The organism is Pseudopontixanthobacter vadosimaris, from assembly GCF_012979275.1.
Taxonomy (GTDB): Bacteria; Pseudomonadota; Alphaproteobacteria; order Sphingomonadales; family Sphingomonadaceae; genus Pseudopontixanthobacter; species Pseudopontixanthobacter vadosimaris.
This window is the reverse complement of sequence record NZ_JABASZ010000009.1, coordinates 15690-37724: the sequence shown is the minus strand read 5'-3', so window position 1 is coordinate 37724 and position 22035 is coordinate 15690. Positions and strand designations below refer to the sequence as shown.

Genomic DNA, 22035 nt, shown 5'->3' with positions numbered 1-22035 from the left:
GGGCGCGGGCATGCGCGGGCAAGCGTTCGCGGTTTTCCTCAGCCGGCGAGGCCCAGCGCCACCGCCAGTCCCAGGAAGGCGAAGAAGCCCATGGAATCGGTGATCATGGTGACGAAGACGCTGCTCGCCACGGCAGGATCCTGGTCCAGCCTTTCGAAGATCACCGGCACCATCACCCCGGCCAGCCCCGCCGTGATCACGTTGATGACCATGGCCACCGCGATGACCAGGCCCAGCATCGGCGTGAACAGAACGGCCGTCGCCGCCCCGACCAGCACGGCGATGGTGACCCCGTTGAGCATGGCCACGCGCATCTCGCGCCACAATATCCGCCGGGTGTTCGATTGCGTCAGCTGGTTGGTGGCGATGGCGCGCACCGTCACCGCCATGGTCTGCGTGCCCGCATTGCCGCCGATGCTGGCGACGATGGGCATCAGCACGGCGAGCGCCACCAGCCTTTCGATGGCGGTGCCGAAGGCCGCGATGATGAGGCTGGCGATCAATGCGGTGCCGAGATTGGCGATCAGCCACCGCACGCGGGCGACATAGGCATCGCGGATGGGTTCGTTGATGTCGCCTTCGCCCGCACCCGACAGCAGCAGCACGTCCTCGCCCGCTTCTTCCGAAATGATGTGGACCACGTCATCCACCGTCATCTGCCCGACCAGCCGGCCGCTTTCATCCACGACGGCGGCGGAGATCAGGCCGTATTTCTGGAACATGAGGCCCAGTTCCTCCTGATCCATCATGTCGGGAATCAGGATCTGGTCGCGCTTCATCACGTCGGTCAGCGCTACGCCGCGCGGCGTTCGCAATATCCACGACAGCTGGCAGGTGCCGACCGGGTGGTGGGCATGATCGACCACGAACACCTCGTGAAAATCATTCGGCAGGCTCTTGCGCTCGCGCAGATAGTCGATGAGGTCGCCCACCGTCAGATGTTCGGGCACGGCCACGAATTCGCGGCTCATCAGCCGCCCGGCGGTTTCTTCCGGATAATTCAGCGCCGTCTGGATGACCGCGCGGTTCTCCGGCTCCAGTTCCGCCAGGATGGCGCGCTGTTCGGCGGGCTGGAGATCCTCGATCAGCTGGACGGCATCGTCGGTTTCCAGCTGCCCGGCGATGGACGCGACGGCGGCGGCGGGCATCGCCCCCATCATGTTGTCGCGGACGAAATCGTTCAGTTCCGAGATGACTTCCACGGTCATCAGATCGGTGATGGTGCCGGCCAGGACCAGCCGTTCGTCCGGTTCCAGCAATTCCAGAAGGTCAGCGATATCGGCGGGATGCAGCGGCTCGACCAGATCGTAGACGCGGCTGCGTTCGCCATCACCCATGGCGTCGCGCACCGACCGGACGAATTCCGGTTTCAGCCGGTTTTCCTCGTCCATGCGCTCATCGTCGACCCGGTCGTCGGGGCGGCCGGGTTCGGGTTCGGGATCGCGGGGGGATTCTTCCTGCAACCCCTCCCGATCCGCCAGCATCAGGTCGTCGTCATGTGGATCATGCGCCATGCTGCCGGCCCCTTCCTGCTGCCTTTGCACGCCATGCCGTGCCCTGCACCGTTCGCATAAACCGCCTTGTCCCGAAAGCAAGCTGCGCCATGGTGTCTGCGGGGTGACATGCGGGCGCTTGTGTCTATATCGGCGGCCAAGGCAACAGGAGAAATATCGATATGGCAGACGACACACTCACGCTCACCCTCGATACCGGCAATGGCGAAACCGGCGACGTGGTGATCAGGCTGCGGCCCGACCTGGCTCCGAACCACGTCGCCCGCATCACCGAGCTGGCGCGCGACGGCTTCTATGACGGCGTGGTCTTCCACCGCGTCATTCCCGGCTTCATGGCGCAGGGCGGCGACCCGACCGGCACCGGCATGAGCGGCAGCGACAAGCCCGATCTGAAGGCTGAATTCAACAGCGAACCGCATGTGCGCGGCACCTGTTCGATGGCCCGCACGCAGGCGCCCGACACGGCGAACAGCCAGTTTTTCATCTGTTTCGACGATGCCCATTTCCTCGACGGACAATATACCGTCTGGGGGCAGGTCGAGAGCGGCATGGAGCATGTCGACGCGCTGCCCAAGGGCGAACCGCCGGCAGATCCCGGCAAGATCGTCAAGGCAAGCGTGGGTTGACCAGCCGCAGGCTGATGTTGTCGGCGGCGCTGCTGTTTGCGGCGCCGCTGGCTCTTGTCGGGTGCGCCAGCGACCGGCAAATTTTGAGCGGCGTCACAGTCCGGCACTGACCAGCCAGTCGTGGAACAGGCGCACCGGCCGCTGTTCCAGCGCGCGCGGGCGGCAGATGAACCAGTAGCTGTAAGGGCTTTCGACCGGCGTATCCTCGAACAATCGCGCCAGCCGCCTGTCGCTGGCCCGGCGAAAATGATCGTCATGCATGATGGCGATGCCGAGCCCCTGCGCCGCTGCTTCCAGAATAAGCTGGCCCGAATCGTAATGGTCGATGGCTGCCGGTTCCAGCCCTTCGAGGCCCAGCGCCTCTTTCCAGGCCACGAAGCTATCGGGCAATTCGTTGTGGATGAGGAACGTCTGCTTCGACAGCGATGCGATATCGGGCGCCTCGCCGATTTCCGCGACCAGATCGTGGCTGCAGATGGCGTGGACGCGGTTATGGTCCAGCCGCACGGAATGGAACGCCGGATCCGGCTCGCGCATCAGCACGATGGCCGCATCCAGAGTATCGCCCACCCGGTCGAGCAGATGGGGGCCGGTGTCGATGTCCAGATGCAGGCGCGGGTGCAGCTTGCGCAGTTCCGCCAGGCGCGGGAACAGGCGCTGCCCGCCGAACAGCGGCAATACGCCCAGATGCAGCCGGATCAGCCGCAGATTTTCCGACTGGCTTTCCACCGCCAGCGCCAGCGCATCCATGTGCGGCGCGACCGCGTCGAAGAAGGCGCGCCCGTCATCCGACAATTGCATCGCCTGATGCGCGCGGGTGAACAGCTTCTTGCCGACGAAATCCTCCAGATTGCCGATCCGCCGCGACAGGGCCGAGGGGCTGAGCGCCAGTTCGCTGGCCGCCGCGCGCGCGGAGCCGAGGCGCACGATACGCATGAACGCTTCCAGGGCGCGCAGGGGAGGAAGGCGGCGATGGGCCATTTGCAACATTTGCAACAGCGCCGCCTGATTGTCGAGCCGGATTCGCACCTGGCCCGGCGTCGGTGCGATCAGGCCTCGGTTGCCTCCGTCACCATCGGCGGATGCAGGCGCAGGCGCTTGACATGGGTCTCGTCGGCTTCGGTGACCTCGATGGTCCAGCCGCTGGGATGGCTTACAACCTCCCCAACCTGCGGAACGCCTTCGTTCAGCACATAAGTAAGCCCGCCCAGCGTATCGACCGATTCCTCTATCTCGGCCAGGCGCGGATCGATCCGCTTGGCCACGTCGTCCAGTTCGGCGCGGGCGTCGCAATCCCACATGCCTTCGCCGATATCGACGATCTGTTCTTCGGGCGCATCGTCATGTTCGTCCTCGATGTCGCCGACGATTTCCTCGACCAGATCCTCGATGGTGATGACCCCGTCGGTGCCCGAATATTCGTCCACCACGATGGCGAGGTGGACGCGCCGCATCCGCATGTCGGCCAGTACATCCAGCGCGTTGCGCGCCTGCGGCACGAACAGGGGCTGGCGCATCAGCACCGTCCAGTCGGCGGGCGGAGGCTTTCCGCCCGCAAGGATCGGGAAGACGTCCTTGATGTGGATCATGCCCACCACCTCGTCCAGCGTCTCGCGGTAGACCGGCAGGCGCGAATGGCCATGTTCCGCGAACAAGGCGATCAGCCCATCCCAGCTTTCATCGGCCGACACCGCGATGATCTGGCCGCGCGGAATGGATACGTCATCGGCATCATGTTCGGAAAAATGCAGCAGGTTCCGCAGCATCTGCCGTTCGACCTGCGACAGGTCGCCCCGCCGCGTTCTTTCGGCATCTTCCTCGTCGGAGGCGTGCTCATCTTCATGCTCGTCGATGGCCTCCTCGAGCTGCGAGCGGAGCGATCTCTCGCCTTCGTCGCTGTCGAAAAACTTGCGGATCGCGACCCACAGGCCGTTCCTACTCTCCGCGTCTCCCGTGGCAGAATCAATTTCGGGCATGGCCCTCCTGGTGCTCCTCGCTCGTGTCTCGGTCGGCATATGGGTCAGGGATGCCCAGCGCTGCAAGCGCCTTTATCTCCAGCGCTTCCATCTCTTCGGCGGCCTCGTCCGAGGGTTCATGGTCGTATCCGGCCAGATGCAGAAGGCCGTGCAACAACAGATGCGTGACATGGGTGGAAAGTTCCACGCTGCGTTCGGCAGACTCGCGCTTGCATGTCCCGAGCGCCAGCGCGATATCGCCCAGCATCTCGGGTGGACCCTCAGCGGGCAGGGCGAGCAGTTCATCCCGGCCAAGCATCGGGAAGGACAGCACATTCGTCGGCTTGTCGCGGCCGCGCCATTCGCGGTTCAGCGCATGAACCTCGGCATCGCCTGTAAACAGGATGCTTGCGCTAAGGCGTTGATTTCCGAGTTCCGGGGCCACGCCGATCGCAGCCTCCGCAACCCTGCCGGCCAGCCTATCCCAATCTACGGCCAGCGTTGCGGGCGCAGGCCAGCCATCGGCGGAAAGATCGAAATGCATCGGAGCGTCCGTCAGTACACCCGCTCTTCGTCGGTGCCTTCATAGGCATCGACGATCCGCCCGACGATCGGGTGGCGCACCACATCGGCGGAAGTGAAGCGCGTGACCCCGATGCCCTCGATATGCTCCAGCTTGTTGACCGCATCGGCAAGGCCGCTCATCCGGTCGCCGCCCGGAATGTCGACCTGGCGCGGATCGCCGCACACGACCATGCGGCTGTTCTGGCCGAAACGGGTGAGGAACATCTTCATCTGTTCGCGGGTGGTGTTCTGCGCCTCGTCCAGAATGACGAAGGCATCGGCCAGCGTGCGCCCGCGCATGAAGGCGATGGGCGCGATCTCGATCTCGCCGCTTGCGATGCGCCGTTCCACCTGTTCGGGCGGCATGCAGTCGAACAGGGCATCGTAAAGCGGGCGGAGATAGGGATCGACCTTCTCCTTCATGTCGCCGGGCAGGAAACCCAGCTTCTCGCCCGCTTCGACGGCGGGGCGCGACAGGATCAGGCGCTGCACGCTGCCGGTCATCAGCTGGCTGACGGCCTGCGCCACGGCGAGATAGGTCTTGCCCGTACCTGCGGGGCCGAGCGCGAAGATGATATCCTCCCGCGCCAGCTGCTGCATGTACGGCGCCTGGCCCGCGCTGCGCGGCACGATGGTCTTGCGCCGGGTGCGGATCATGATCGGCGGCGTGTCGGGCGCGCCGCGCAGGATGCCCTCCAGCGTCGGTTCGTTGCTCATCGATACGAAAGAATCGATCTCGCCGCTGTCGATTTCATGGCCCAGCGCGAGGCGGTCGTACATCTTGCGCAGCACGTCGCGGGTGCGGGCGACCGCATCCTCCGGGCCTTCCACCTGCACCATGTTGCCGCGGGCGGAGATGAACACGCCGAGGCGGTTTTCCAGCTGCACCAGATTGGCATCGAACTGTCCGAACAGCGGGGTGAGGAGCGACGAATCGTCGAAGGCGACCTCCGCCCGGACGCGCCTGTTGTCGCGCGTCATCACGGGATCCGGCGACAATTGCGGGTGGGGTGGAGTTTTTCGGGCCAATAGAATCCTTTCAGGCAGGCAATGGCCTGAAATGTAGGGCGGTTGGCGGACAAGACAAGCGCGACCGTACTGAAGCGACGCAAATAATCGCGCCGCAATAAAGAGTGATGCCAAAGGCTGGACGAGAGATTGAACGGGCGATCAGACTGGCGTGCCCGCCGCCGAATTCGGCCCGGCTTCGCCCAGCGTCACCCGCACCATGTCGCCGATGGCGGCATCGCCGTAGAAATGCACCGATTGCAGCCAGGGCGATTTGCCGATCCACTGCCCCTCGCGCCGGCCCTTGCGCTCGACCAGAACGTCGCAGGTCTCGCCAGATTTGCTGTGATTGAAGGCGCGGCTGTCCCGCTGCAGCGCGGCCTGCAGGCGTTGCAGGCGTTCGTCCATCACCTCTTCCGCGACCTGCCCGTCCATCGCCGCAGCAGGCGTGCCGGGGCGGGGCGAATATTTGAAGCTGAAGGCGGCGGCATAGCCGACCTCGGCCACGAGGCTCAGCGTATCGGCGAATTCCGCCTCCGTCTCGCCCGGAAAGCCGACGATGAAATCGCCCGAGATGGCCATGCCGGGGCGTGCGGCGCGGAAGCGTTCGAGCAGGCGCAGATAGCCCTCTGCAGTATGGCTGCGGTTCATGGCGCGCAGCACGCGGTCGTTCCCCGACTGCACCGGCAGGTGGAGATAGGGCATCAGCTTCGCCACCTCGCCATGCGCGGCGATCAGCGCATCGTCCATATCGGCGGGGTGGCTGGTGGTGTAGCGGATGCGTTCCAGCCCGCCGATCCGGTCCAGCGCATGGATCAGGCCGGCCAGTCCGACGCTGCGGCCCTTGTCATCGCTGCCCGTCCAGGCATTCACATTCTGGCCGAGCAGCGTGATCTCGCGCGCACCAGCCTCCACCAGCCGCTCCGCTTCCTCGACCAAGGCGGCATAGGGGCGCGAGATTTCCGCGCCGCGCGTATAGGGCACCACGCAATAGGTGCAGAATTTGTCGCAGCCTTCCTGCACGGTCAGGAAGGCGGAGGGCGCGGATTTGCGGCGGCGGGGCAGGGCGGCGAATTTCGCGTCGGCGGGCATGTCGGTATCGGTGCTGCGCTGGCCCGCTACCGCTGCATCCACCATCGCGGGCAGGCGGTGATAGGCTTGCGGGCCGACGACCATGGATACGGCAGGCGCGCGGGCCATGATCTCTTCGCCCTCTGCCTGCGCGACGCAGCCGGCCACCGCGATCAGCGGCGCCTTGCCTGCCTTGCGCCCGGCTTTCTCCAGGCGGCCGATATCGGAATAGACCTTTTCCGCCGCCTTTTCGCGGATATGGCAGGTGTTCAATACGACGAGGTCGGCATCCTCGCCCTCGGCGGCGGGAAGAATGCCGCGCTCGTCCAGCATTTCCGCCATGCGTTCGCCGTCATAGACGTTCATCTGGCAGCCGAAGCTCTTGACCCGGTAGGTTTTCGGACCATCAGCAGAGGTGCGGTTCGCGGGAAGGATATCGATTTCGGCCATGCCGCGCCGCTAGCCGATTACGTCCGTGAAAGCAAAATTTGCGGTCAGCGCCGGATCGGTCCGCGCGTCGCCGCCATCGCCTGCAGAAGCGCTTCGCGGCTGGCCTTGCTCATGGCCTTGCGGTCGGCCAGCGCGTCACCGGACAGCGGATCGAGGAAATGCACGTCGAGCCTGACCGGGCGCAACCGCATCAGCATGCGGCGAAAATTATCCGCTCCGGCTTCCTCCCCGATCCATGCCACTTCGGGAACGTCCTGATAGGCCAAGAGCACCGGTTGCAACGGATTGGCCCGTGGCAGCGGCACGCAGGCGGAAAACAGCGCGGATTTGAACGGCAGGAGGCCGGTTCCGTCGCTGGTGGTGCCTTCCGGAAAGATGGTCAGCGGGGCAGCTTCCATCAGGGCGCGGCGAATGTCCTCGGCCTGTTCGGCCACGCTGGTGGGCCGCTCGCGGGCGATGAATACCGTATCGTTCATTGCGCACAGCCATTTCAGTACCGGGAACCCGGCCAGCCCGTCATGCGCGACGAAGGCGCTGCCGCTGGTGCGGGCAAGGGCGAGGATGTCGAGCCAGGTGACATGATTGGAAACCAGCAAGGCCGCGCGCTGCGGCTGGCCGAAAATCCTGATCCGCAAACCCAGAACGGTGCCGACACTGCCGAGGAACAGCCGCGGCCAGAACCGCCCCAGTCCCAGCGCGCGCCACAGATAATGCAGCGGAACGCAGATCAGCAGCAGAAGCAGTATGGCTGCGAGCCGGATCGCCGCCAGTACCCAGCCGAGCAGTCGGCCGAGCGGATTGGCGTTGCCCCGACCAGCGCCGCTGCCAGCCCCATCCGGGCGGCGCGTCATTCCTCGCGGTCTATGCGCACGCCGTAGAGTTCCATGCGGTGATCGACCAGGCGGTAGCCCAGCTTCTCGGCGATCTGTTTCTGCAGGGCTTCGAGTTCCGGATCGACGAATTCCACGACATTGCCGCTTTCGACGTCGATCAGATGGTCGTGATGCGCTTCGGGCGCGGCCTCGTAACGCGCGCGTCCGTCGCCGAAATCATGCCGGTCGAGAATGCCCGCATCCTCGAACAGGCGCACGGTGCGATAGACGGTGGCGATGGAGATCTTCGGATCGATCTCGGATGCGCGGCTGTGCAGCAGCTCCACGTCGGGATGATCGTCGCTTTCCGACAACACGCGGGCAATCACCCGCCGCTGTTCGGTGATGCGGAGGCCCCGTTCGGCGCATAATTGTTCGAGGTCGATTTTCTGATGCAAGACAGGCTCCGGAAGCAGCACGCCCCGAACCCTTACGGGACCGGGGCGATCTACTCAAGCCGCAGGGTCATTACCGACGGGGCCGGCAAACATTCATTCGGCTTCGGTCTGTTTCCGCCGGCCGCGCTTCTGCCCGGGCTTGCGCCCCAGGCCGATCTTCTTGGCGAGGTCGCGGCGCGTTTCGGCATATTCGGGCGCCACCATCGGGTAATCGGCGGGCAGATCCCAGCGTTCGCGATATTCGGCAGGCGTCATGCCGTGTTCGGTCATCAGGTGGCGTTTCAGCATCTTCATCTTCTTGCCGTCTTCGAGGCAGACCAGATGATCGCGTTTCACCGAAGCGCGCACGGTCACGGCCGGATCGGGGCGTTCTTCTTCCGGTTCCGCAGAATCCTGCAGGGATGCGAGCGCCGCATGAACGGTGGTGATGAGCGAAGGCACATCGGAGACGGCAACATCGTTGTTGCTGACGTGAGCGGCAACGATGTCGGATGTCAGCGTTATCAGCATCTCCGACATGTCATGTTCTGGATTATGCATGGAATTCCTCGAATCTGCGACCTTGTTCCGCCGTTTGGCGGCTGGTAGATCGCAAATAGGTAAAATCGCGAGGTTTTCAACCGGTGGGGATGCAAATTCAGACAGCGCCAACGCGCCTTTTGTGCGATGGGGCCGTTCTATAGTGTCAGGTGGAAAGTCACGGCATCCAGAAATGTTCCATCGGACAGGCGGTAATAGCTCTTCCTGCGGCCCACCGGCGCGAAGCCGCGCTGCCGGTACAGGGCAAGGGCGGGATTATTCTCGCGCATTTCGAGGAAAACGCTGTCCGCGCCGTTCTCATTCGCCCTGGCAATCAGATCGTCGAGCAAAGCGCCGCCAAGACCCGAACGCCTGTGCTCCGGCCGGACCGCAATCAGCAGCAATTCGACCTCGCCGGCGATGCTCTTGCTCAGCGCGAAACCTGCCGCTGTCTCGCCATCTGCGGGTGCGTTGCCGTTTTCGGCAATCAGTTGCAGCACGGTATGGGGCATCATCATCGCATCGCTCAGCTGCCGCCGGGTCCAGGCCTCGCCCCAGCGGCTGTCGAAAGCGCTTCGCATGACCTCCATCGCGCGATCGAGATCGTCTTCCTGCGCGGCGATCATGGTGACGGAGCCTCGGCGGATTGCGGAGCCGAAGGCGCTTTCCCGCCCGGCAGTTTGGCATCGGGCGCGCGGCCGTAGAGCGGCGACGTGTCGCGCGTCAGCCATTGCGCCGGAAGTGCGGGCAGGGCGCGTGCATCGGGATGGAGGACATGCGCGGTGCCGCGCCCGCGTTTCTCCACCAGATCGGCTGCGCGGGTTCCGGCGACGAGATCGGCACCGAGCATGGCCGCGGCCTCCGAAGTCAGGGAAGCAAGGTCGCCCAGCGCCCCGCCATCCTCGGCGAACGCCTGCACGAACCATTCGCCGTGCCCACCCGTCATCGCCGCAATCGCCGCCTGCCGCCCCGCTTCATGCCGCGCCTGGGCAGCGACCAGCGCCAGCGTGGGATAGCCGGTGAGTTCCGCATTCCACGCCAGCGCCAGCGCGCGGGCGGCGGCGATGCCGATGCGGACACCGGTGAAGCTGCCGGGGCCGCGCGACACCGCGATCCATTCGGCGCGGCCCCTGTCCGGCAGGCCCTGGATCATGGGGATCAGATGTTCGGCATGGCCGCGCCCGAGCACGCGGTGATCGGCTGCGATCAGGGTCAGCGACGCCGGATCGGGCGGCGCGCCGGGCAGCATTCCGTCAGCGGTGAACAGCGCCGCCGAACAGGCTTCGCTCGCACATTCTATGGCCAGCAGTCTCATGCTGGCGCAGATGCCATGGACGCCGGGGCGATGACAAGCGCCTCATCGGCACGAAAAGGTCACGCGATACGGTTGAACCTGCCGAAATCAGGGCGCGGGCTGCGGTCGAAGATCGTCGTGCGGTCGCCATGGCCGATGGAACAGATCCAGTCGGCCTTCACGCGCGGCTGATCGGCGAAGAATTCCTTGGTCACTCCGTCGAGATCGACGCCCGACATCGGCCCGCAATCGAGGCCGAGGGCGCGCGCGGCGATCATCAGATAGGCACCCTGCAAGGCGGAATTGCGCGCCGCGCCGGTGATGCGGCCCGCCTCGTCGCCCTCGAACCAGCTTTTCGCATCGGCATGGGGGAACAGCCATGGCAGTTGTTCATGAAAATCGATGTCGTAGCCGATGATGACGCAGACCGGCGCCGTCGTGATCTTGGCCTTGTTCGCTTCGGATGCATGCGCCGCCAGCCGGTCGCGCGATTCCTGCGATTTGCACCACACCAGCCGCGCGGGCTGCATATTGGCCGAGGTCGGCCCCATCTTCAGCAATTCGTAGATGGCGTGGATCTCGTCCTCGCTCACATCCTGATCGAGCCAGCCGTTGAAGCTGCGCGCATCGCGGAAGATGATGTCGAGGGCTTGTGCGGACAAAGCGGCATTGTCGGTCGTGATGGTCATGGAAACTGGCAAATCCTCAGGCTGCGCGAACTTCGGTCACTTCGGGCACGTAGTGCTTGAGCAGCCCCTCGATCCCGTGCTTCAGCGTGGCGGTGGATGACGGGCAGCCGGAACAGGCGCCCTGCATGGACAGATAGACCACGCCATCCCGAAAGCCGCGATAGGCGATATCGCCGCCATCGCCTGCAACCGCCGGGCGGATGCGGGTTTCGAGCAATTCGTGGATCTGCGCGACGATATCCTCGCTTCCGGGATCGTCCGCGACCACCATCGCATCTTCCGCCGGAACGGCAATGCCGTTGCCCATGGCGCTTCCCGCGAACAGCGGGGCCTGCGAGACGAAATGATCGAGCAGGATGGACACGACCTGCGGTTTCAGCTGGCTCCAGTCCACGCCCGGTGCGGCGGTGACGGAAATGAAATCGCTGCCGAAGAAGACGTTCACGACCTCGCCCGTATCGAACAGGGCCTCCGCCAGCGGCGATGCCTCCGCCGCTTCGGGTGAGGTGAATTCGCGGGTGCCATCCGTCATCACCGCCTGTTGCGGCAGGAATTTCAGGCTCGCGGGATTGGGCGTCGTTTCTGTCTCGATATACATGGGTCACATGTAGGGCGACGGAGGCCGTTCAACAAGGCCGGGGGGTGGGCGAAAATATCCGCCATTCACTGTAACTTCAGCGCGCCGCAACCTATATCGCGGCCATGACAATTCCTTCGCGCGCCAAGCGCCAGCTCGCTCTCCTTCCTCTTGTCGCGCTTTTCGCAATCCCCGCCCATGCGCAGGTTGCCCCGCAGCAGGTGCCGCAGCAGGTGACGATCCCTGCCGCCGGGCCGGAGGTTCCCGCACCGCGTTTCCTGCAAACGGGCGAGACACCGTGGCTGTACCGTGGCAGTGACGTTCCGCAGGATGCGGAATGGAATTTCGGCGAGATCGACAATGGTCTGCGCTATGCAGTGCGCGAAAATGGCGTGCCGCCGGGGCAGGTATCGATCCGCATCCGCATCGATGCCGGATCGCTTTACGAGAAGGACGCCGAACAGGGCTTCGCCCATCTGATCGAGCACCTGGTGTTCCGCGAAAGCAGATATCTGAAGGATGGCGAGGCTATTCCCCGCTGGCAGCGCCTCGGCGCGACTTTCGGCAGCGACACCAATGCCGAGACCAGCCCGACCCATACGGTCTACAAGCTGGACCTGCCCGGCGCGACGCCCGCAAGCCTGGATGAAAGTTTCCGCCTGCTGTCCGGCATGGTCCGAGAACCGGCGCTTTCCACCGCCAATCTCGCTGCCGAAGTGCCCATCGTCCTCGCTGAGAAACGTGAGCGCGGCGGGGCGGCCAACCGCGTCGCGGAGGAGACGCGGCGGACCCTTTTCGCAGGGCAGCGCCTGGCTGAAAGGCTTCCCATCGGTACGGAAGCGACCCTGCGGGGCGCGACGCAGAAGGCGGTGCGCAATTTTCACCGCAACTGGTATCGTCCTGAAAACACCACCATCGTGGTCGCGGGCGATGCCGATCCGGCGGTGCTGGCCGGGCTGGTCGAGAAATATTTCGCCGACTGGCAGGTCGCGGGCGAGGGGCCGGATGCACCCGCTTTCGGCGATCCGGTCGCCCCTGATGCAAGTGCCGCGCATTCCGCCGCTGACATGCCGCCGATCGGCGCAACGTCGATCGTGGTCGAAAGCGACCTGCCGCGCACGCTGACCTATGCCATCATGCGCCCGTGGCGGGCGGTCGACGACACCATCGTCTATAATGAAGGGCTGCTGCTCGATTCCGTCGCGCAGGCGATCATCAACCGGCGGCTGGAATCGCGGGCGCGGGCGGGCGGCTCCTATCTCTATGCACAGGCCCAACAGCAGGACGTGAGCCGCAGCGCCGATGCCACCTTCGTCAGCCTGGCCCCTATTTCCGAAGACTGGCACGCGGCGCTGGCCGATGTGCGCGGCGTGATCGCCGATGCGCTGGCGCAGCCGCCGACGCAGGAAGAAATCGACCGCGAACTGGCCGAATTCGAGATCGCCTTCGTCAGCGGCGTGGAACAGCGCAGCGTCATGGCCGGGTCGCGCCTGGCCGACAATCTCGTCAACGCCGTCGATATTCGCGAGGCGGTGGCTGCGCCCGAAGTGATCCTCAGCGTTTTCCGCAACATGAAGGCGCGGTTCACGCCCGCCGAGGTGCTCGACCACACGCGCGACCTGTTCAGGGGCAATGTGACGCGCGCCGTCTATGCCACGCCCGTTGCGGGCGAGGCGGGCGAAGGCGCACTGACTGCCGCGCTCTCGGCCCAGGTGGCGGCCGATGGCGGCGCGCGGCTGGCGGCGCAGGACATTTCCTTTGCCGATCTGCCGCCCATCGGCGAACCCGGCACGATCGTCGCCAATAAGAAGCTGGGCGTGCTGGATATCGATCAGGTGACGCTGGACAACGGCGTCAAGGCGATCCTCTGGGCCAATAATGCAGAACCGGGCCGCGTGGCGGTCAGCGTCCGCTTCGGGTCCGGCTACCGCGCCTTCGCTGCCGAGGATGCACCCTATGCCGCGCTCGGCCAATATGCGCTGGTCGGGTCCGGCCTGGGCGAGTTGGGGCAGGAGGAGCTCGACCGCATTTCCACCGGGCGGCGGATGGGCTTCAACTTCGGGATCGACGATGCCGTCTTCACCTTCGGCGCGCAGACGCGCGGGGCGGATCTTGCCGACCAGCTCTATCTGTTCGCGGCCAAGCTGGGGATGCCGCGCTGGGACGAGAACCCGGTCATCCGCGCCAGGGCGGCGGCACGGCTCGCCTATGACGGTTTCGCCACCAGCCCCGGCGGCGTGCTGAACCGCGATCTCAATTATCTTCTGCGCGCCCGCGACCCGCGCTTCGCCACGCCCGATCCCGCCACCCTGTCCACGGTTACACCGGAAGGTTTCCGCGAAGTCTGGGAGCCGCTGCTGAAACAAGGGCCGGTGGAAGTGTCCATCTTCGGCGATTTCGACCGCGAGGAAACCCTGGAGGCGCTTCGCCGCACCTTCGGCGCCTTGCCCGAGCGTGAGCCGATCCCCGCCGAAGCACTGGCCCGCGTGCCCGCCTTTCCCGCCGAGGGAACCGGCCCGGTCGTGCTGAACCATCGCGGCGATGCCAATCAGGCGGCGGCTGTCGTCGCATGGCCGACCGGCGGCGGGGTTCCCGGCATACGCGAATCGCGCCAGCTCGAAATCCTCACCCAGTTGTTCGACAACCGCCTGATGGACGCGATGCGCGAACGCGCCGGGGCCAGCTATGCTCCGCAGGTTTCGAGCAACTGGCCGGTCGATCTCGAAAGCGGCGGCATCCTGACCGCCATCGCGCAATTGAAGCCCGAAGACGTGCCCGCCTTCTTCGCCGCCGCCGACGAGATCGCCGCCGACCTCGCCGCCAATCCGGCCACGGCGGACGAACTGGCGCGGGTGACGGAGCCGCTGCGCCAGACGATCAGCCGCGCCAGCACCGGCAACACTTTCTGGCTGTATCAGCTGGAAGGCGCGGCCAGCGATCCCCGCCGCGTGGCCATGCTGCGCACGCTGCTGAACGATTATTCGCAGACCACGCCCGAGCGGATGCAGGACCTGGCGCGGCGCTATCTCGCCTCGCGCCCCGGCTGGCGGGTGGCGGTGATCCCCAAAGGACAGGAGCTATCCTCCGCAGCAGAATAAGCGGCGCTGAAACGCCGCATTGGCCGCATGAAAGATTATCGCTGTTGGGCGCCGCGCCGCTTTGCCCTTGGGTGCTTTGCCAGGTGGCCCGGTGGCGGCTAGAACCTGCGGGCAGCGCAGCAAGACAGGAAAGAAGGCAGGCCAGTGGCACGCGAATGGACCCCCGACAGCTGGAAATCGCACGAGGCGCGGCATCTGCCCGCCTATGACGATGCCGCCTCGCTGGCCGATGCGGTGGACACGCTGGCGGCCTATCCCCCGCTCGTCTTCGCGGGCGAGGCGCGGGCGCTGAAGGCCGATCTGGCCGAGGTCGCGAATGGCCGCGCCTTCCTGCTGCAGGGCGGCGATTGCGCCGAAAGCTTCGCCGAATTCCACCCCAACAACATCCGCGATACCTTCCGCGTGCTGCTGCAGATGGCGGTGGTGCTCACCTTCGCCAGCAAACGCCCGGTGGTGAAGGTGGGGCGCATGGCAGGCCAGTTCGCCAAGCCGCGCAGCAGCGACACCGAAACGCGGGACGGGGTGACGCTGCCCAGCTATTTCGGCGACAATGTGAACGGCATCGAATTCGACGCCGCGATCCGCCGCAACGATCCCGCCCGCATGATCCGCGCCTATTCGCAGGCCGCCGCCACGCTGAACCTGCTGCGCGCCTTCGCCACCGGCGGCTATGCCAATCTGCGGCAGGTCCACCAGTGGACGCTGGACTTCATGGGCCGCAGCCCCTGGGCCGAGAAATTCGAGGCCATGGCCGACCGCATCGGCGAATCGCTCGATTTCATGGAAGCCTGCGGCATCGACCCCGCCACCGTGCCGCAATTGCAGGGCACCAGCTTCCACACCAGCCACGAGGCCCTGCTGCTGCCCTACGAACAGGCCATGACGCGGCGCGATTCGCTGACCGGCGACTGGTACGATTGCAGCGCACATATGCTGTGGATCGGCGACCGCACCCGGTTCGAGGGCAGCGCCCATGTCGAATTCGCGCGCGGCATAGGCAATCCGCTCGGCATGAAATGCGGGCCAAGCACGCAGCCCGACGCGTTGCTGCGGATGCTCGACACGCTGAACCCGGCGCGCGAGGCCGGGCGCATGACGCTGATCAGCCGCTTCGGCCATGACAAGGTGGAGGCCGGCCTGCCCGCGCTGATCCGCGCGGTGCGGCGCGAAGGGCATCCGGTGGTGTGGAGCTGCGACCCGATGCATGGCAATGTCGTCAAGGCGGACAGCGGCTACAAGACCCGGCCCTTCGACCGCATATTGTCGGAAGTGAAGGGCTTCTTCGCCGTTCACCGCGCCGAGGGCAGCCATGCCGGCGGCATCCATGTCGAGATGACCGGGCAGGATGTGACCGAATGTGTCGGCGGCGCGGTCGCGATCACCGATGCGGGCCTTGCCGACCGTTACCACACCCATTGCGACCCGCGCCTCAACGCCGCGCAATCGCTCGAACTGGCGTTCCTGCTGGCGGAAATGATCAATCTGGAGGCGGGCAAGGCGCAGGCCGACGCGGCCTGATCCTGCGTCCGGCGCCGGCGAAATGGCCGGTTCGGGGAACCGCAGGGCGTCTCCGGCCTTTCCTTACAGACGCTTTTCGGCCACGCTCGGCGCGATTCGTTGCAGCGAGAGGACGAACCGTGCCGCAGCCTGAAATTTCAGCCATCAGCGATGTCGTCGCCGCGCCGGGCGAAACCCTGGCGCAGCAATTCGCCCGCACCCGCGCCCTGTCGGAAAGCCTGGCCGATCCCTTGAGCGATGCCGATGCGACCATCCAGTCGATGGAGGACGCCTCGCCCGCGAAATGGCATCTGGCGCATACGACCTGGTTCTTCGAAACCTTCCTGCTGCGCGACGGCAAGCCCGGGTACCAGCTCTATGACGAGAAATTCCCCTTCCTGTTCAATTCCTATTACGAGGCGGAAGGCGAACGCATCGGGCGATTCGCGCGGGGCATGCTGTCGCGCCCGACGCTGGATGAAATCCGCGAATGGCGCGCCCATGTGACGCGGGAAATGGCGCCGCTGCTGGACGATCCCGCCCATGCCGGCCTCATTGCGCTGGGTATCGCGCATGAACAGCAGCACCAGGAATTGCTGCTGACCGACATCAAGCACGCCTTGTTCCAGAACCCCCTCGGCCCCGCCATGTGGCCGGAACCGACCTGCCGCGGCATGGCCGGGCCGGGTCCGCTGGCGGGCGATCTGCCGTGGCATGAACATCCGGGCGGCATCGCGCTGATCGGGCATGATGGCACCGGCTTCGCCTATGATAATGAAGGGCCGCGCCACCGCGTCCTTCTGGATCCCTTCGCGCTCGCGCCCCGGCTGGTGACGAATGGCCAGTGGGACGAATTCATTGCCGATGGCGGCTACCGCGACGCGGCGCTCTGGCTGTCGGATGGCTGGGCCTGGGTGCAAGAAAACGACATCGCTGCGCCGCTCTACTGGCGCGATGGCGATCACGGGCCGCAGCAATTCTCGCATTACGGCTGGGTGCACCGCGTGGCCGAAGAACCCGTGACCCATATCTCGTTCTACGAAGCCGATGCCTATGCGACATGGGCGGGCAAGCGCCTGCCGAGTGAATTCGAATGGGAAGCCGTGGCCGGTCAAGGCGATCCGCAAGGCGGCCATCAGCTGGACGAGGGCAGCTATGTCCTGCCTGCCGGCGGCGACGAGCTGTTCGGCGATTGCTGGCAGTTCACCCGCTCCGCCTATCTGCCCTATCCGCGCTACCAGCCCGCGGCGGGCGCGGTGGGCGAATATAATGGCAAGTTCATGTCGGGCCAATGCGTGCTGAAAGGGGCAAGCTGCGCCACCGTGCGCGGCCATTCGCGTGCCTCCTATCGCAATTTCTTCTACCCGCATCAGCGGTGGCAATTTACCGGGCTGAGGCTCGCCAGGGATCTGTAATGGCTACGAAACAGGGGATGGAACTCGTCGACCGGGACGAGCGCGGCGTGGACCGCGCCTTTCGCCGCGACGTGCTGGCCGGGCTGGCGCAGCCGGACAAGGCGATACCGGCGCGCTGGCTGTATGACGATGCCGGGTCGCAATTGTTCGAGGATATCACCCAGGTCGCGGAATATTACCCGACCCGCGCCGAAACCGAGATCCTGAACACGCGAGGGCCCGAATTCGCCGCCGCCATGGGCAAGGGCCGTGCCGTGGTCGAATTCGGATCGGGCAGTTCGGTGAAGACGCCGCTGCTGCTGCGCGCGATCGACCCCGCCGCCTATGTGCCGCTCGACATTGCGGGCGATTTCCTGCGCGCCGCTGCCGAGGATCTGGCGCAAGGATTTCCCGACCTGCCGATCTTTCCGGTGGAGGGTGATTTCACCCGGACCGTGCACCTGCCGCAGCCCGCGAAAACGTTGCCGAAACTGGGCTTCTTCCCCGGTTCGACCATCGGCAACATGGTGCCGCGTACGGCGGTCGACCTGCTGCGGTCCATGCGCGATACGCTGTCTGCGGATGATGCGCAGGATGCCGCAACGGCAGCAGCCCGCCCGATGCTGCTCATCGGCATGGACCTGGTGAAAGACGTTTCCGTTCTGGAAGCCGCCTATGACGATGCCGCAGGCGTGACCGGCGCATTCAACCTGAACCTCGCCCGCCGCATCAACCGGGAACTCGGCGGCGATATTCCGCTGGACGCCCTGCGGCACGAAGCGCGCTGGAACGACGATTTCGCCCGCATCGAGATGCATCTGCGCACCACGCGCGACATCACCTTCACCGTTTCGGGCGAAACCTTCTCCATGCGCGAAGGCGAGAGCATCCATACCGAGAACAGCCACAAATTTACGCGGCGGTCCTCCTACGCCCTGCTGCAGGCCGGCGGATGGACGCCCACCTGCCGCTGGACGGATGGCGAGAAGCGTTTCTCCGTCATCCTGGCCGAAGCATCCGTGCTGCGCAGCGCGCCCTGAACGCTGCCGAGAGCGCTTGAACGCAGGCAATTCACCAGCCGCTCATGGACCGGCAAGGTCACGGCCCCTATATGAGGGGCATGGACGGCCCGCAGATCGATTTCGCGCAGATGTTCGCCGAGGCGGGCGAGATCATCGCGCAGATACCGCAATCCGGCCTGCTGATGATGGCGCTTGCCGCCATGGCGGTGGGCTGGCTCGGATCGCTGATGGTCCGCCGCCGCATTCCCCTGGGCGGGCTGGTCCGGGGTGCGAGCACCCTGTTCCTCGTCGGCGTGCTGGTCACCGTCGTGCTGCAGATGGCGCGCTTCGATTCCCGCCTCGACTTCGCCGTGCCGCAGATGGGCCTGCCGGGGCAAGTGGTGGAAGGCGGCGAAACCCGCGTACCGCTGGCCCCTGACGGCCATTTCTGGCTGCGAGCCGAACTGAACGGCGCCCCCGCCGATTTCCTCGTCGATACCGGCGCGACGCTGACGGCGGTGTCTTCGGGCGTGGCCCAGGCCGCCGGGCTTCAGCCCCGCACCGGCGGCATCCCGGTGCGGGTGCAGACCGCCAATGGCACCATCGGCGCATCGCTGACCACCATCGACGAGATGCGCTTCGGCAATGTCTCGGCCACGGGTCTCGACGCGGTGATCGCCCCGAACCTTGGCGAAACCAACGTGATCGGCATGAACCTGCTGTCGCGCCTCGCATCATGGCGGGTGGAGGACAATGTCCTCATCCTCGTTCCGAAAGACCCCGCACCCGTGGGCTGAGCGCCCGCGCCATGTTGCATGGATCGCATCATGGCTTGCGCGAAGGGGAGTCGCAAGAACGCAATGTCTGCGATAGGGTGCTGTCATGACGATAGACGCTCTCGACGCACTGACGCTGGCGAGAATTCAATTCGCCTTCACGATCAGCTTCCACTTCATCTTTCCCGCCTTTTCGATCGGGCTGGCAAGCTTCCTGATGGTGCTGGAGGGGCTGTGGCTGAAAACCGGCAAACCGCTCTATCTCGACCTGTTCAAATATTGGCTGAAGGTTTTCGCCGTCGCCTTTGCCATGGGCGTCGTGTCTGGCATCGTGATGTCCTACCAGTTCGGCACCAACTGGTCGGTCTTTTCCGACCGCGCCGGGCCGGTGATCGGGCCGCTGATGGCTTACGAGGTGCTGACGGCCTTCTTCCTCGAGGCTGGTTTCCTCGGCGTCATGCTGTTCGGCATGAACCGCGTGGGCAAGAAACTCCATTTCGCCGCCACCTGCCTCGTCGCGCTGGGCACCTTCGTCTCCGCCTTCTGGATATTGTCGGTCAACAGCTGGATGCAGACGCCGACCGGATTCGTCATGGGCGACAATGGCCAGTTCCTGCCGGGCGGCAGCTGGCTGGACATCATCTTCAACCCCAGCTTCCCCTACCGGCTCGTCCACACGGTCATCGCCGCCTATCTGACCACGGCCTTCGTCGTCGGCGGGGTGGGGGCGTGGCACCTGCTGCGCAATTCCGCCAATGCCCATGCGCGCAAGATGTTCTCCATGGCGATGTGGATGGCCGCGCTGGTCGCGCCGATCCAGATCTTCGCCGGCGACATGCACGGGTTGAACACGCTGGAACACCAGCCGCAGAAGGTCATGGCGATGGAAGGCCATTACGACAGCCACCCGGAAGGCGCACCGCTGATCCTGTTCGGCATCCCCGACAGCGAGGCGAAGGAAGTGCGCTACAAACTCGAGATTCCCAAAGTATCATCGCTGATCCTGAAGCACGATCCGAACGCACCGCTCGCCGGGCTGGACACTATCCCGGACGAAGACGAACCGCCGGTGGGCATCGTGTTCTGGTCGTTCCGCGTGATGGTCGGCATCGGCTTCGCCATGCTCGGCCTCGGCATGTGGAGCCTGCTCGCGCGCTGGCGGGGAAGGCTGTATGACTGGACCTGGCTGCACCGCGCGGCGCTGGTGATGGGGCCGTCGGGCTTCGTCGCCGTCATCGCGGGCTGGATCACGACCGAGGTGGGGCGGCAGCCTTTCACCGTGTATAATCTGATGCGCACGGCGGACAGCGCCAGCCCGCTCGACGCGCCTGCCGTTGCGACATCGCTGCTGGCGTTCGTCATCGTCTATTTCGCCGTGTTCGGCATCGGCACCTGGTACATAATGAAGCTGATGCACAACATCCCGCATGACGATGAAACGGGCGTGAAGCGCGGCGATACCGGCCCGATCCGCACCGCCGGCATCACCCCCGGCCCGTCGCAGAACCCGGGTGAGGCGGACACCTTCCCCGCCGACCGGCCCCGCGACGACAGAGGAGAGGGCTGATGGATCTGACGATCGTCTGGGCCGGCATCATCGCCTTCGCCATCTTCATGTATGTGGTGATGGACGGGTTCGACCTCGGCATCGGCATATTGTTCCCCAGCTTCCGCGTGGGGGACGAACGCGATCAGGCGATGAACGCCATCGCGCCGGTGTGGGACGGAAACGAGACCTGGCTGGTGCTGGGCGGCGGCGGCTTGTTCGCGGCCTTTCCGCTGGCCTATGCCATTATCTTGCCCGCCACCTATCCGCTCGTCATCGCCATGCTGCTCGGCCTCGTCTTTCGCGGGGTGGCGTTCGAGTTTCGCTGGCGCGATCCGCGCCACCGGGGCTTCTGGGACATGGCCTTCGCGGGCGGTTCGCTCGTCGCGGCGATGACGCAGGGCATGATCCTGGGCGCATTGCTGCAGGGCGTGACGGTGGAGGGCCGCGATTATGCGGGCAGCTGGTTCGACTGGCTGACGCCCTATACGCTGCTGACCGGCGTGGGCGTGACCACCGGCTACGTGCTGCTGGGCGCGACTTTCCTCGCCATGAAGGTGGAGGGCCGGGCGGAGGACCACGCCTACCGTATCGCCCGCATCGCGGGATGGGCGACGCTGGCGCTGCTGATCGCCGTCAGCCTCGCCACCCCGCTGCTGGAAGGGCAGTATTGGCGGCGCTGGTTCGCCATGCCCAATATCCTCTTCGCCGCGCAGGTGCCGCTGCTGACCGGCATATTGTTCTTCGCGCTGATGCGCAGCATCGCCAAGCGGCGCGTCTATCGCCCCTTCGTGCTGGCGCTCAGCATCTTCCTGCTCGGCATGGTGGGGCTGGGCGTGTCGATGTGGCCCTATGCCGTGCCGCCGGGCATCACCATCTGGGATGCCGCCGCGCCCGAGAGCAGCCAGATCTTCATGCTGGTGGGCACGGCGATCATCATGCCGATCATCCTCGCCTATACCGCCTGGGCCTATTGGGTCTTTCGCGGCAAGGTGGGCGAGCATCACTACCACTGATGCGCTTCGATCCGAAACTGGACGGCGGCGAGACAGGCGACGCGCGCCCCCTGTGGCAGCGGCTGGGCTGGATGCTGGCGATCTGGGTGCTGAGCATCGCCGTGCTGGGCCTCGTCGCCTATGGCATCAAGTTCTGGCTGAACGGGTAAAGCGGCGCGCACCATCTGGAC

General features: G+C 65.4%; 22 protein-coding genes. 9 read left to right on the top strand and 13 right to left on the bottom strand.

Features of this window, described 5'->3' with window-relative positions; genetic code table 11:
- Positions 1–38: 38 nt before the first annotated feature.
- Positions 39–1514 (bottom strand): magnesium transporter, encoded by a 1476-nt coding sequence (mgtE, locus tag HG250_RS01555; RefSeq protein ID WP_170002157.1) that lies wholly within the window; start codon positions 1512–1514, stop codon positions 39–41.
- A gap of 161 nt (positions 1515–1675) precedes the next feature.
- Here mgtE and HG250_RS01550 point away from each other — a divergent pair, with 161 nt between their 5' ends.
- Positions 1676–2140, top strand: coding sequence for a peptidylprolyl isomerase (locus HG250_RS01550; protein ID WP_170002155.1), 465 nt, complete (start codon positions 1676–1678; stop codon positions 2138–2140).
- Positions 2141–2233: 93 nt separating this feature from the next.
- Here the strand turns inward: HG250_RS01550 and HG250_RS01545 are convergent, their stop codons facing one another.
- From HG250_RS01545 to HG250_RS01490, 12 genes are all read right to left on the bottom strand, one after another.
- A complete protein-coding gene (locus HG250_RS01545; RefSeq protein ID WP_170002153.1) occupies positions 2234–3121 on the bottom strand; it encodes a LysR substrate-binding domain-containing protein in 888 nt (295 codons plus the stop codon).
- A 68-nt stretch (positions 3122–3189) separates the two neighbouring features.
- The gene (locus HG250_RS01540; RefSeq protein ID WP_170002151.1) at positions 3190–4116 is read right to left on the bottom strand and encodes a hemolysin family protein; all 927 of its coding nucleotides are present in this window, start codon (positions 4114–4116) and stop codon (positions 3190–3192) included.
- Entirely contained in the window at positions 4103–4639 is a 537-nt protein-coding gene (gene ybeY, locus HG250_RS01535; RefSeq protein WP_170002149.1) for an rRNA maturation RNase YbeY, read from the bottom strand. Before ybeY ends, HG250_RS01540 begins: the two co-directional genes overlap by 14 nt.
- An 11-nt stretch (positions 4640–4650) precedes the next feature.
- Entirely contained in the window at positions 4651–5640 is a 990-nt protein-coding gene (locus HG250_RS01530) for a PhoH family protein (RefSeq protein WP_170002147.1), read from the bottom strand.
- 189 nt (positions 5641–5829) lie between these two features.
- Positions 5830–7188, bottom strand: coding sequence for a tRNA (N6-isopentenyl adenosine(37)-C2)-methylthiotransferase MiaB (gene miaB / locus HG250_RS01525; protein WP_170002145.1), 1359 nt, complete (start codon positions 7186–7188; stop codon positions 5830–5832).
- A 44-nt stretch (positions 7189–7232) separates the two neighbouring features.
- Complete coding sequence (locus HG250_RS01520) at positions 7233–8039, bottom strand: lysophospholipid acyltransferase family protein (RefSeq protein WP_170002143.1); 807 nt, start codon at positions 8037–8039, stop codon at positions 7233–7235.
- Entirely contained in the window at positions 8036–8458 is a 423-nt protein-coding gene (locus HG250_RS01515; RefSeq protein ID WP_170002141.1) for a Fur family transcriptional regulator, read from the bottom strand. The genes HG250_RS01520 and HG250_RS01515 overlap by 4 nt, the downstream gene beginning before the upstream one ends.
- A gap of 93 nt (positions 8459–8551) precedes the next feature.
- Positions 8552–8998 (bottom strand): Ros/MucR family transcriptional regulator, encoded by a 447-nt coding sequence (locus tag HG250_RS01510; RefSeq protein ID WP_170002139.1) that lies wholly within the window; start codon positions 8996–8998, stop codon positions 8552–8554.
- 137 nt (positions 8999–9135) lie between these two features.
- The gene (locus tag HG250_RS01505) at positions 9136–9603 is read right to left on the bottom strand and encodes a GNAT family N-acetyltransferase (protein WP_170002137.1); all 468 of its coding nucleotides are present in this window, start codon (positions 9601–9603) and stop codon (positions 9136–9138) included.
- A complete protein-coding gene (gene tsaB / locus HG250_RS01500; protein ID WP_170002135.1) occupies positions 9600–10292 on the bottom strand; it encodes a tRNA (adenosine(37)-N6)-threonylcarbamoyltransferase complex dimerization subunit type 1 TsaB in 693 nt (230 codons plus the stop codon). The genes HG250_RS01505 and tsaB overlap by 4 nt, the downstream gene beginning before the upstream one ends.
- Before the next feature lie 59 nt (positions 10293–10351).
- The gene (locus HG250_RS01495) at positions 10352–10960 is read right to left on the bottom strand and encodes a malonic semialdehyde reductase (RefSeq protein WP_170002133.1); all 609 of its coding nucleotides are present in this window, start codon (positions 10958–10960) and stop codon (positions 10352–10354) included.
- Positions 10961–10976: 16 nt separating this feature from the next.
- Positions 10977–11558: a NifU family protein gene (locus tag HG250_RS01490; protein ID WP_170002131.1), complete on the bottom strand. Its 582-nt coding sequence runs from the start codon at positions 11556–11558 to the stop codon at positions 10977–10979.
- A 104-nt stretch (positions 11559–11662) separates the two neighbouring features.
- Here HG250_RS01490 and HG250_RS01485 point away from each other — a divergent pair, with 104 nt between their 5' ends.
- The 8 genes from HG250_RS01485 (at position 11663) to HG250_RS01450 (ending at position 22014) form a co-directional block, all read left to right on the top strand.
- Positions 11663–14635, top strand: coding sequence for a M16 family metallopeptidase (locus HG250_RS01485; RefSeq protein WP_170002129.1), 2973 nt, complete (start codon positions 11663–11665; stop codon positions 14633–14635).
- Between the two features lie 144 nt (positions 14636–14779).
- Complete coding sequence (locus HG250_RS01480) at positions 14780–16153, top strand: class II 3-deoxy-7-phosphoheptulonate synthase (RefSeq protein ID WP_170002127.1); 1374 nt, start codon at positions 14780–14782, stop codon at positions 16151–16153.
- 134 nt (positions 16154–16287) lie between these two features.
- Positions 16288–17547, top strand: a complete 1260-nt coding sequence (egtB, locus tag HG250_RS01475; RefSeq protein WP_170002181.1) for an ergothioneine biosynthesis protein EgtB — start codon at positions 16288–16290, stop codon at positions 17545–17547.
- Positions 17547–18566: an L-histidine N(alpha)-methyltransferase gene (gene egtD, locus HG250_RS01470; protein WP_170002125.1), complete on the top strand. Its 1020-nt coding sequence runs from the start codon at positions 17547–17549 to the stop codon at positions 18564–18566. The genes egtB and egtD overlap by 1 nt, the downstream gene beginning before the upstream one ends.
- A gap of 80 nt (positions 18567–18646) precedes the next feature.
- Positions 18647–19324: a retropepsin-like aspartic protease family protein gene (locus HG250_RS01465; RefSeq protein ID WP_240956844.1), complete on the top strand. Its 678-nt coding sequence runs from the start codon at positions 18647–18649 to the stop codon at positions 19322–19324.
- An 85-nt stretch (positions 19325–19409) separates the two neighbouring features.
- Positions 19410–20870, top strand: a complete 1461-nt coding sequence (locus HG250_RS01460) for a cytochrome ubiquinol oxidase subunit I (RefSeq protein WP_170002123.1) — start codon at positions 19410–19412, stop codon at positions 20868–20870.
- Entirely contained in the window at positions 20870–21865 is a 996-nt protein-coding gene (cydB, locus tag HG250_RS01455; protein WP_170002121.1) for a cytochrome d ubiquinol oxidase subunit II, read from the top strand. The genes HG250_RS01460 and cydB overlap by 1 nt, the downstream gene beginning before the upstream one ends.
- Positions 21865–22014: a DUF2474 domain-containing protein gene (locus HG250_RS01450; RefSeq protein WP_170002119.1), complete on the top strand. Its 150-nt coding sequence runs from the start codon at positions 21865–21867 to the stop codon at positions 22012–22014. Before cydB ends, HG250_RS01450 begins: the two co-directional genes overlap by 1 nt.
- Positions 22015–22035 lie beyond the last annotated feature (21 nt).

What these genes read in the sequence shown, in the direction of transcription:
- mgtE (WP_170002157.1), bottom strand. Translation starts at nt 1,514, where the DNA reads ATGGCGCATGATCCACATGACGACGACCTGATGCTGGCGGATCGGGAG.
- HG250_RS01550 (WP_170002155.1), top strand. Translation starts at nt 1,676, where the DNA reads ATGGCAGACGACACACTCACGCTCACCCTCGATACCGGCAATGGCGAA.
- HG250_RS01545 (WP_170002153.1), bottom strand. Translation starts at nt 3,121, where the DNA reads ATGGCCCATCGCCGCCTTCCTCCCCTGCGCGCCCTGGAAGCGTTCATG.
- HG250_RS01540 (WP_170002151.1), bottom strand. Translation starts at nt 4,116, where the DNA reads ATGCCCGAAATTGATTCTGCCACGGGAGACGCGGAGAGTAGGAACGGC.
- ybeY (WP_170002149.1), bottom strand. Translation starts at nt 4,639, where the DNA reads ATGCATTTCGATCTTTCCGCCGATGGCTGGCCTGCGCCCGCAACGCTG.
- HG250_RS01530 (WP_170002147.1), bottom strand. Translation starts at nt 5,640, where the DNA reads ATGACGCGCGACAACAGGCGCGTCCGGGCGGAGGTCGCCTTCGACGAT.
- miaB (WP_170002145.1), bottom strand. Translation starts at nt 7,188, where the DNA reads ATGGCCGAAATCGATATCCTTCCCGCGAACCGCACCTCTGCTGATGGT.
- HG250_RS01520 (WP_170002143.1), bottom strand. Translation starts at nt 8,039, where the DNA reads ATGACGCGCCGCCCGGATGGGGCTGGCAGCGGCGCTGGTCGGGGCAAC.
- HG250_RS01510 (WP_170002139.1), bottom strand. Translation starts at nt 8,998, where the DNA reads ATGCATAATCCAGAACATGACATGTCGGAGATGCTGATAACGCTGACA.
- HG250_RS01505 (WP_170002137.1), bottom strand. Translation starts at nt 9,603, where the DNA reads ATGATCGCCGCGCAGGAAGACGATCTCGATCGCGCGATGGAGGTCATG.
- tsaB (WP_170002135.1), bottom strand. Translation starts at nt 10,292, where the DNA reads ATGAGACTGCTGGCCATAGAATGTGCGAGCGAAGCCTGTTCGGCGGCG.
- HG250_RS01495 (WP_170002133.1), bottom strand. Translation starts at nt 10,960, where the DNA reads ATGACCATCACGACCGACAATGCCGCTTTGTCCGCACAAGCCCTCGAC.
- HG250_RS01490 (WP_170002131.1), bottom strand. Translation starts at nt 11,558, where the DNA reads ATGTATATCGAGACAGAAACGACGCCCAATCCCGCGAGCCTGAAATTC.
- HG250_RS01485 (WP_170002129.1), top strand. Translation starts at nt 11,663, where the DNA reads ATGACAATTCCTTCGCGCGCCAAGCGCCAGCTCGCTCTCCTTCCTCTT.
- egtD (WP_170002125.1), top strand. Translation starts at nt 17,547, where the DNA reads ATGGCTACGAAACAGGGGATGGAACTCGTCGACCGGGACGAGCGCGGC.
- HG250_RS01465 (WP_240956844.1), top strand. Translation starts at nt 18,647, where the DNA reads ATGGACGGCCCGCAGATCGATTTCGCGCAGATGTTCGCCGAGGCGGGC.
- HG250_RS01460 (WP_170002123.1), top strand. Translation starts at nt 19,410, where the DNA reads ATGACGATAGACGCTCTCGACGCACTGACGCTGGCGAGAATTCAATTC.
- cydB (WP_170002121.1), top strand. Translation starts at nt 20,870, where the DNA reads ATGGATCTGACGATCGTCTGGGCCGGCATCATCGCCTTCGCCATCTTC.
- HG250_RS01450 (WP_170002119.1), top strand. Translation starts at nt 21,865, where the DNA reads ATGCGCTTCGATCCGAAACTGGACGGCGGCGAGACAGGCGACGCGCGC.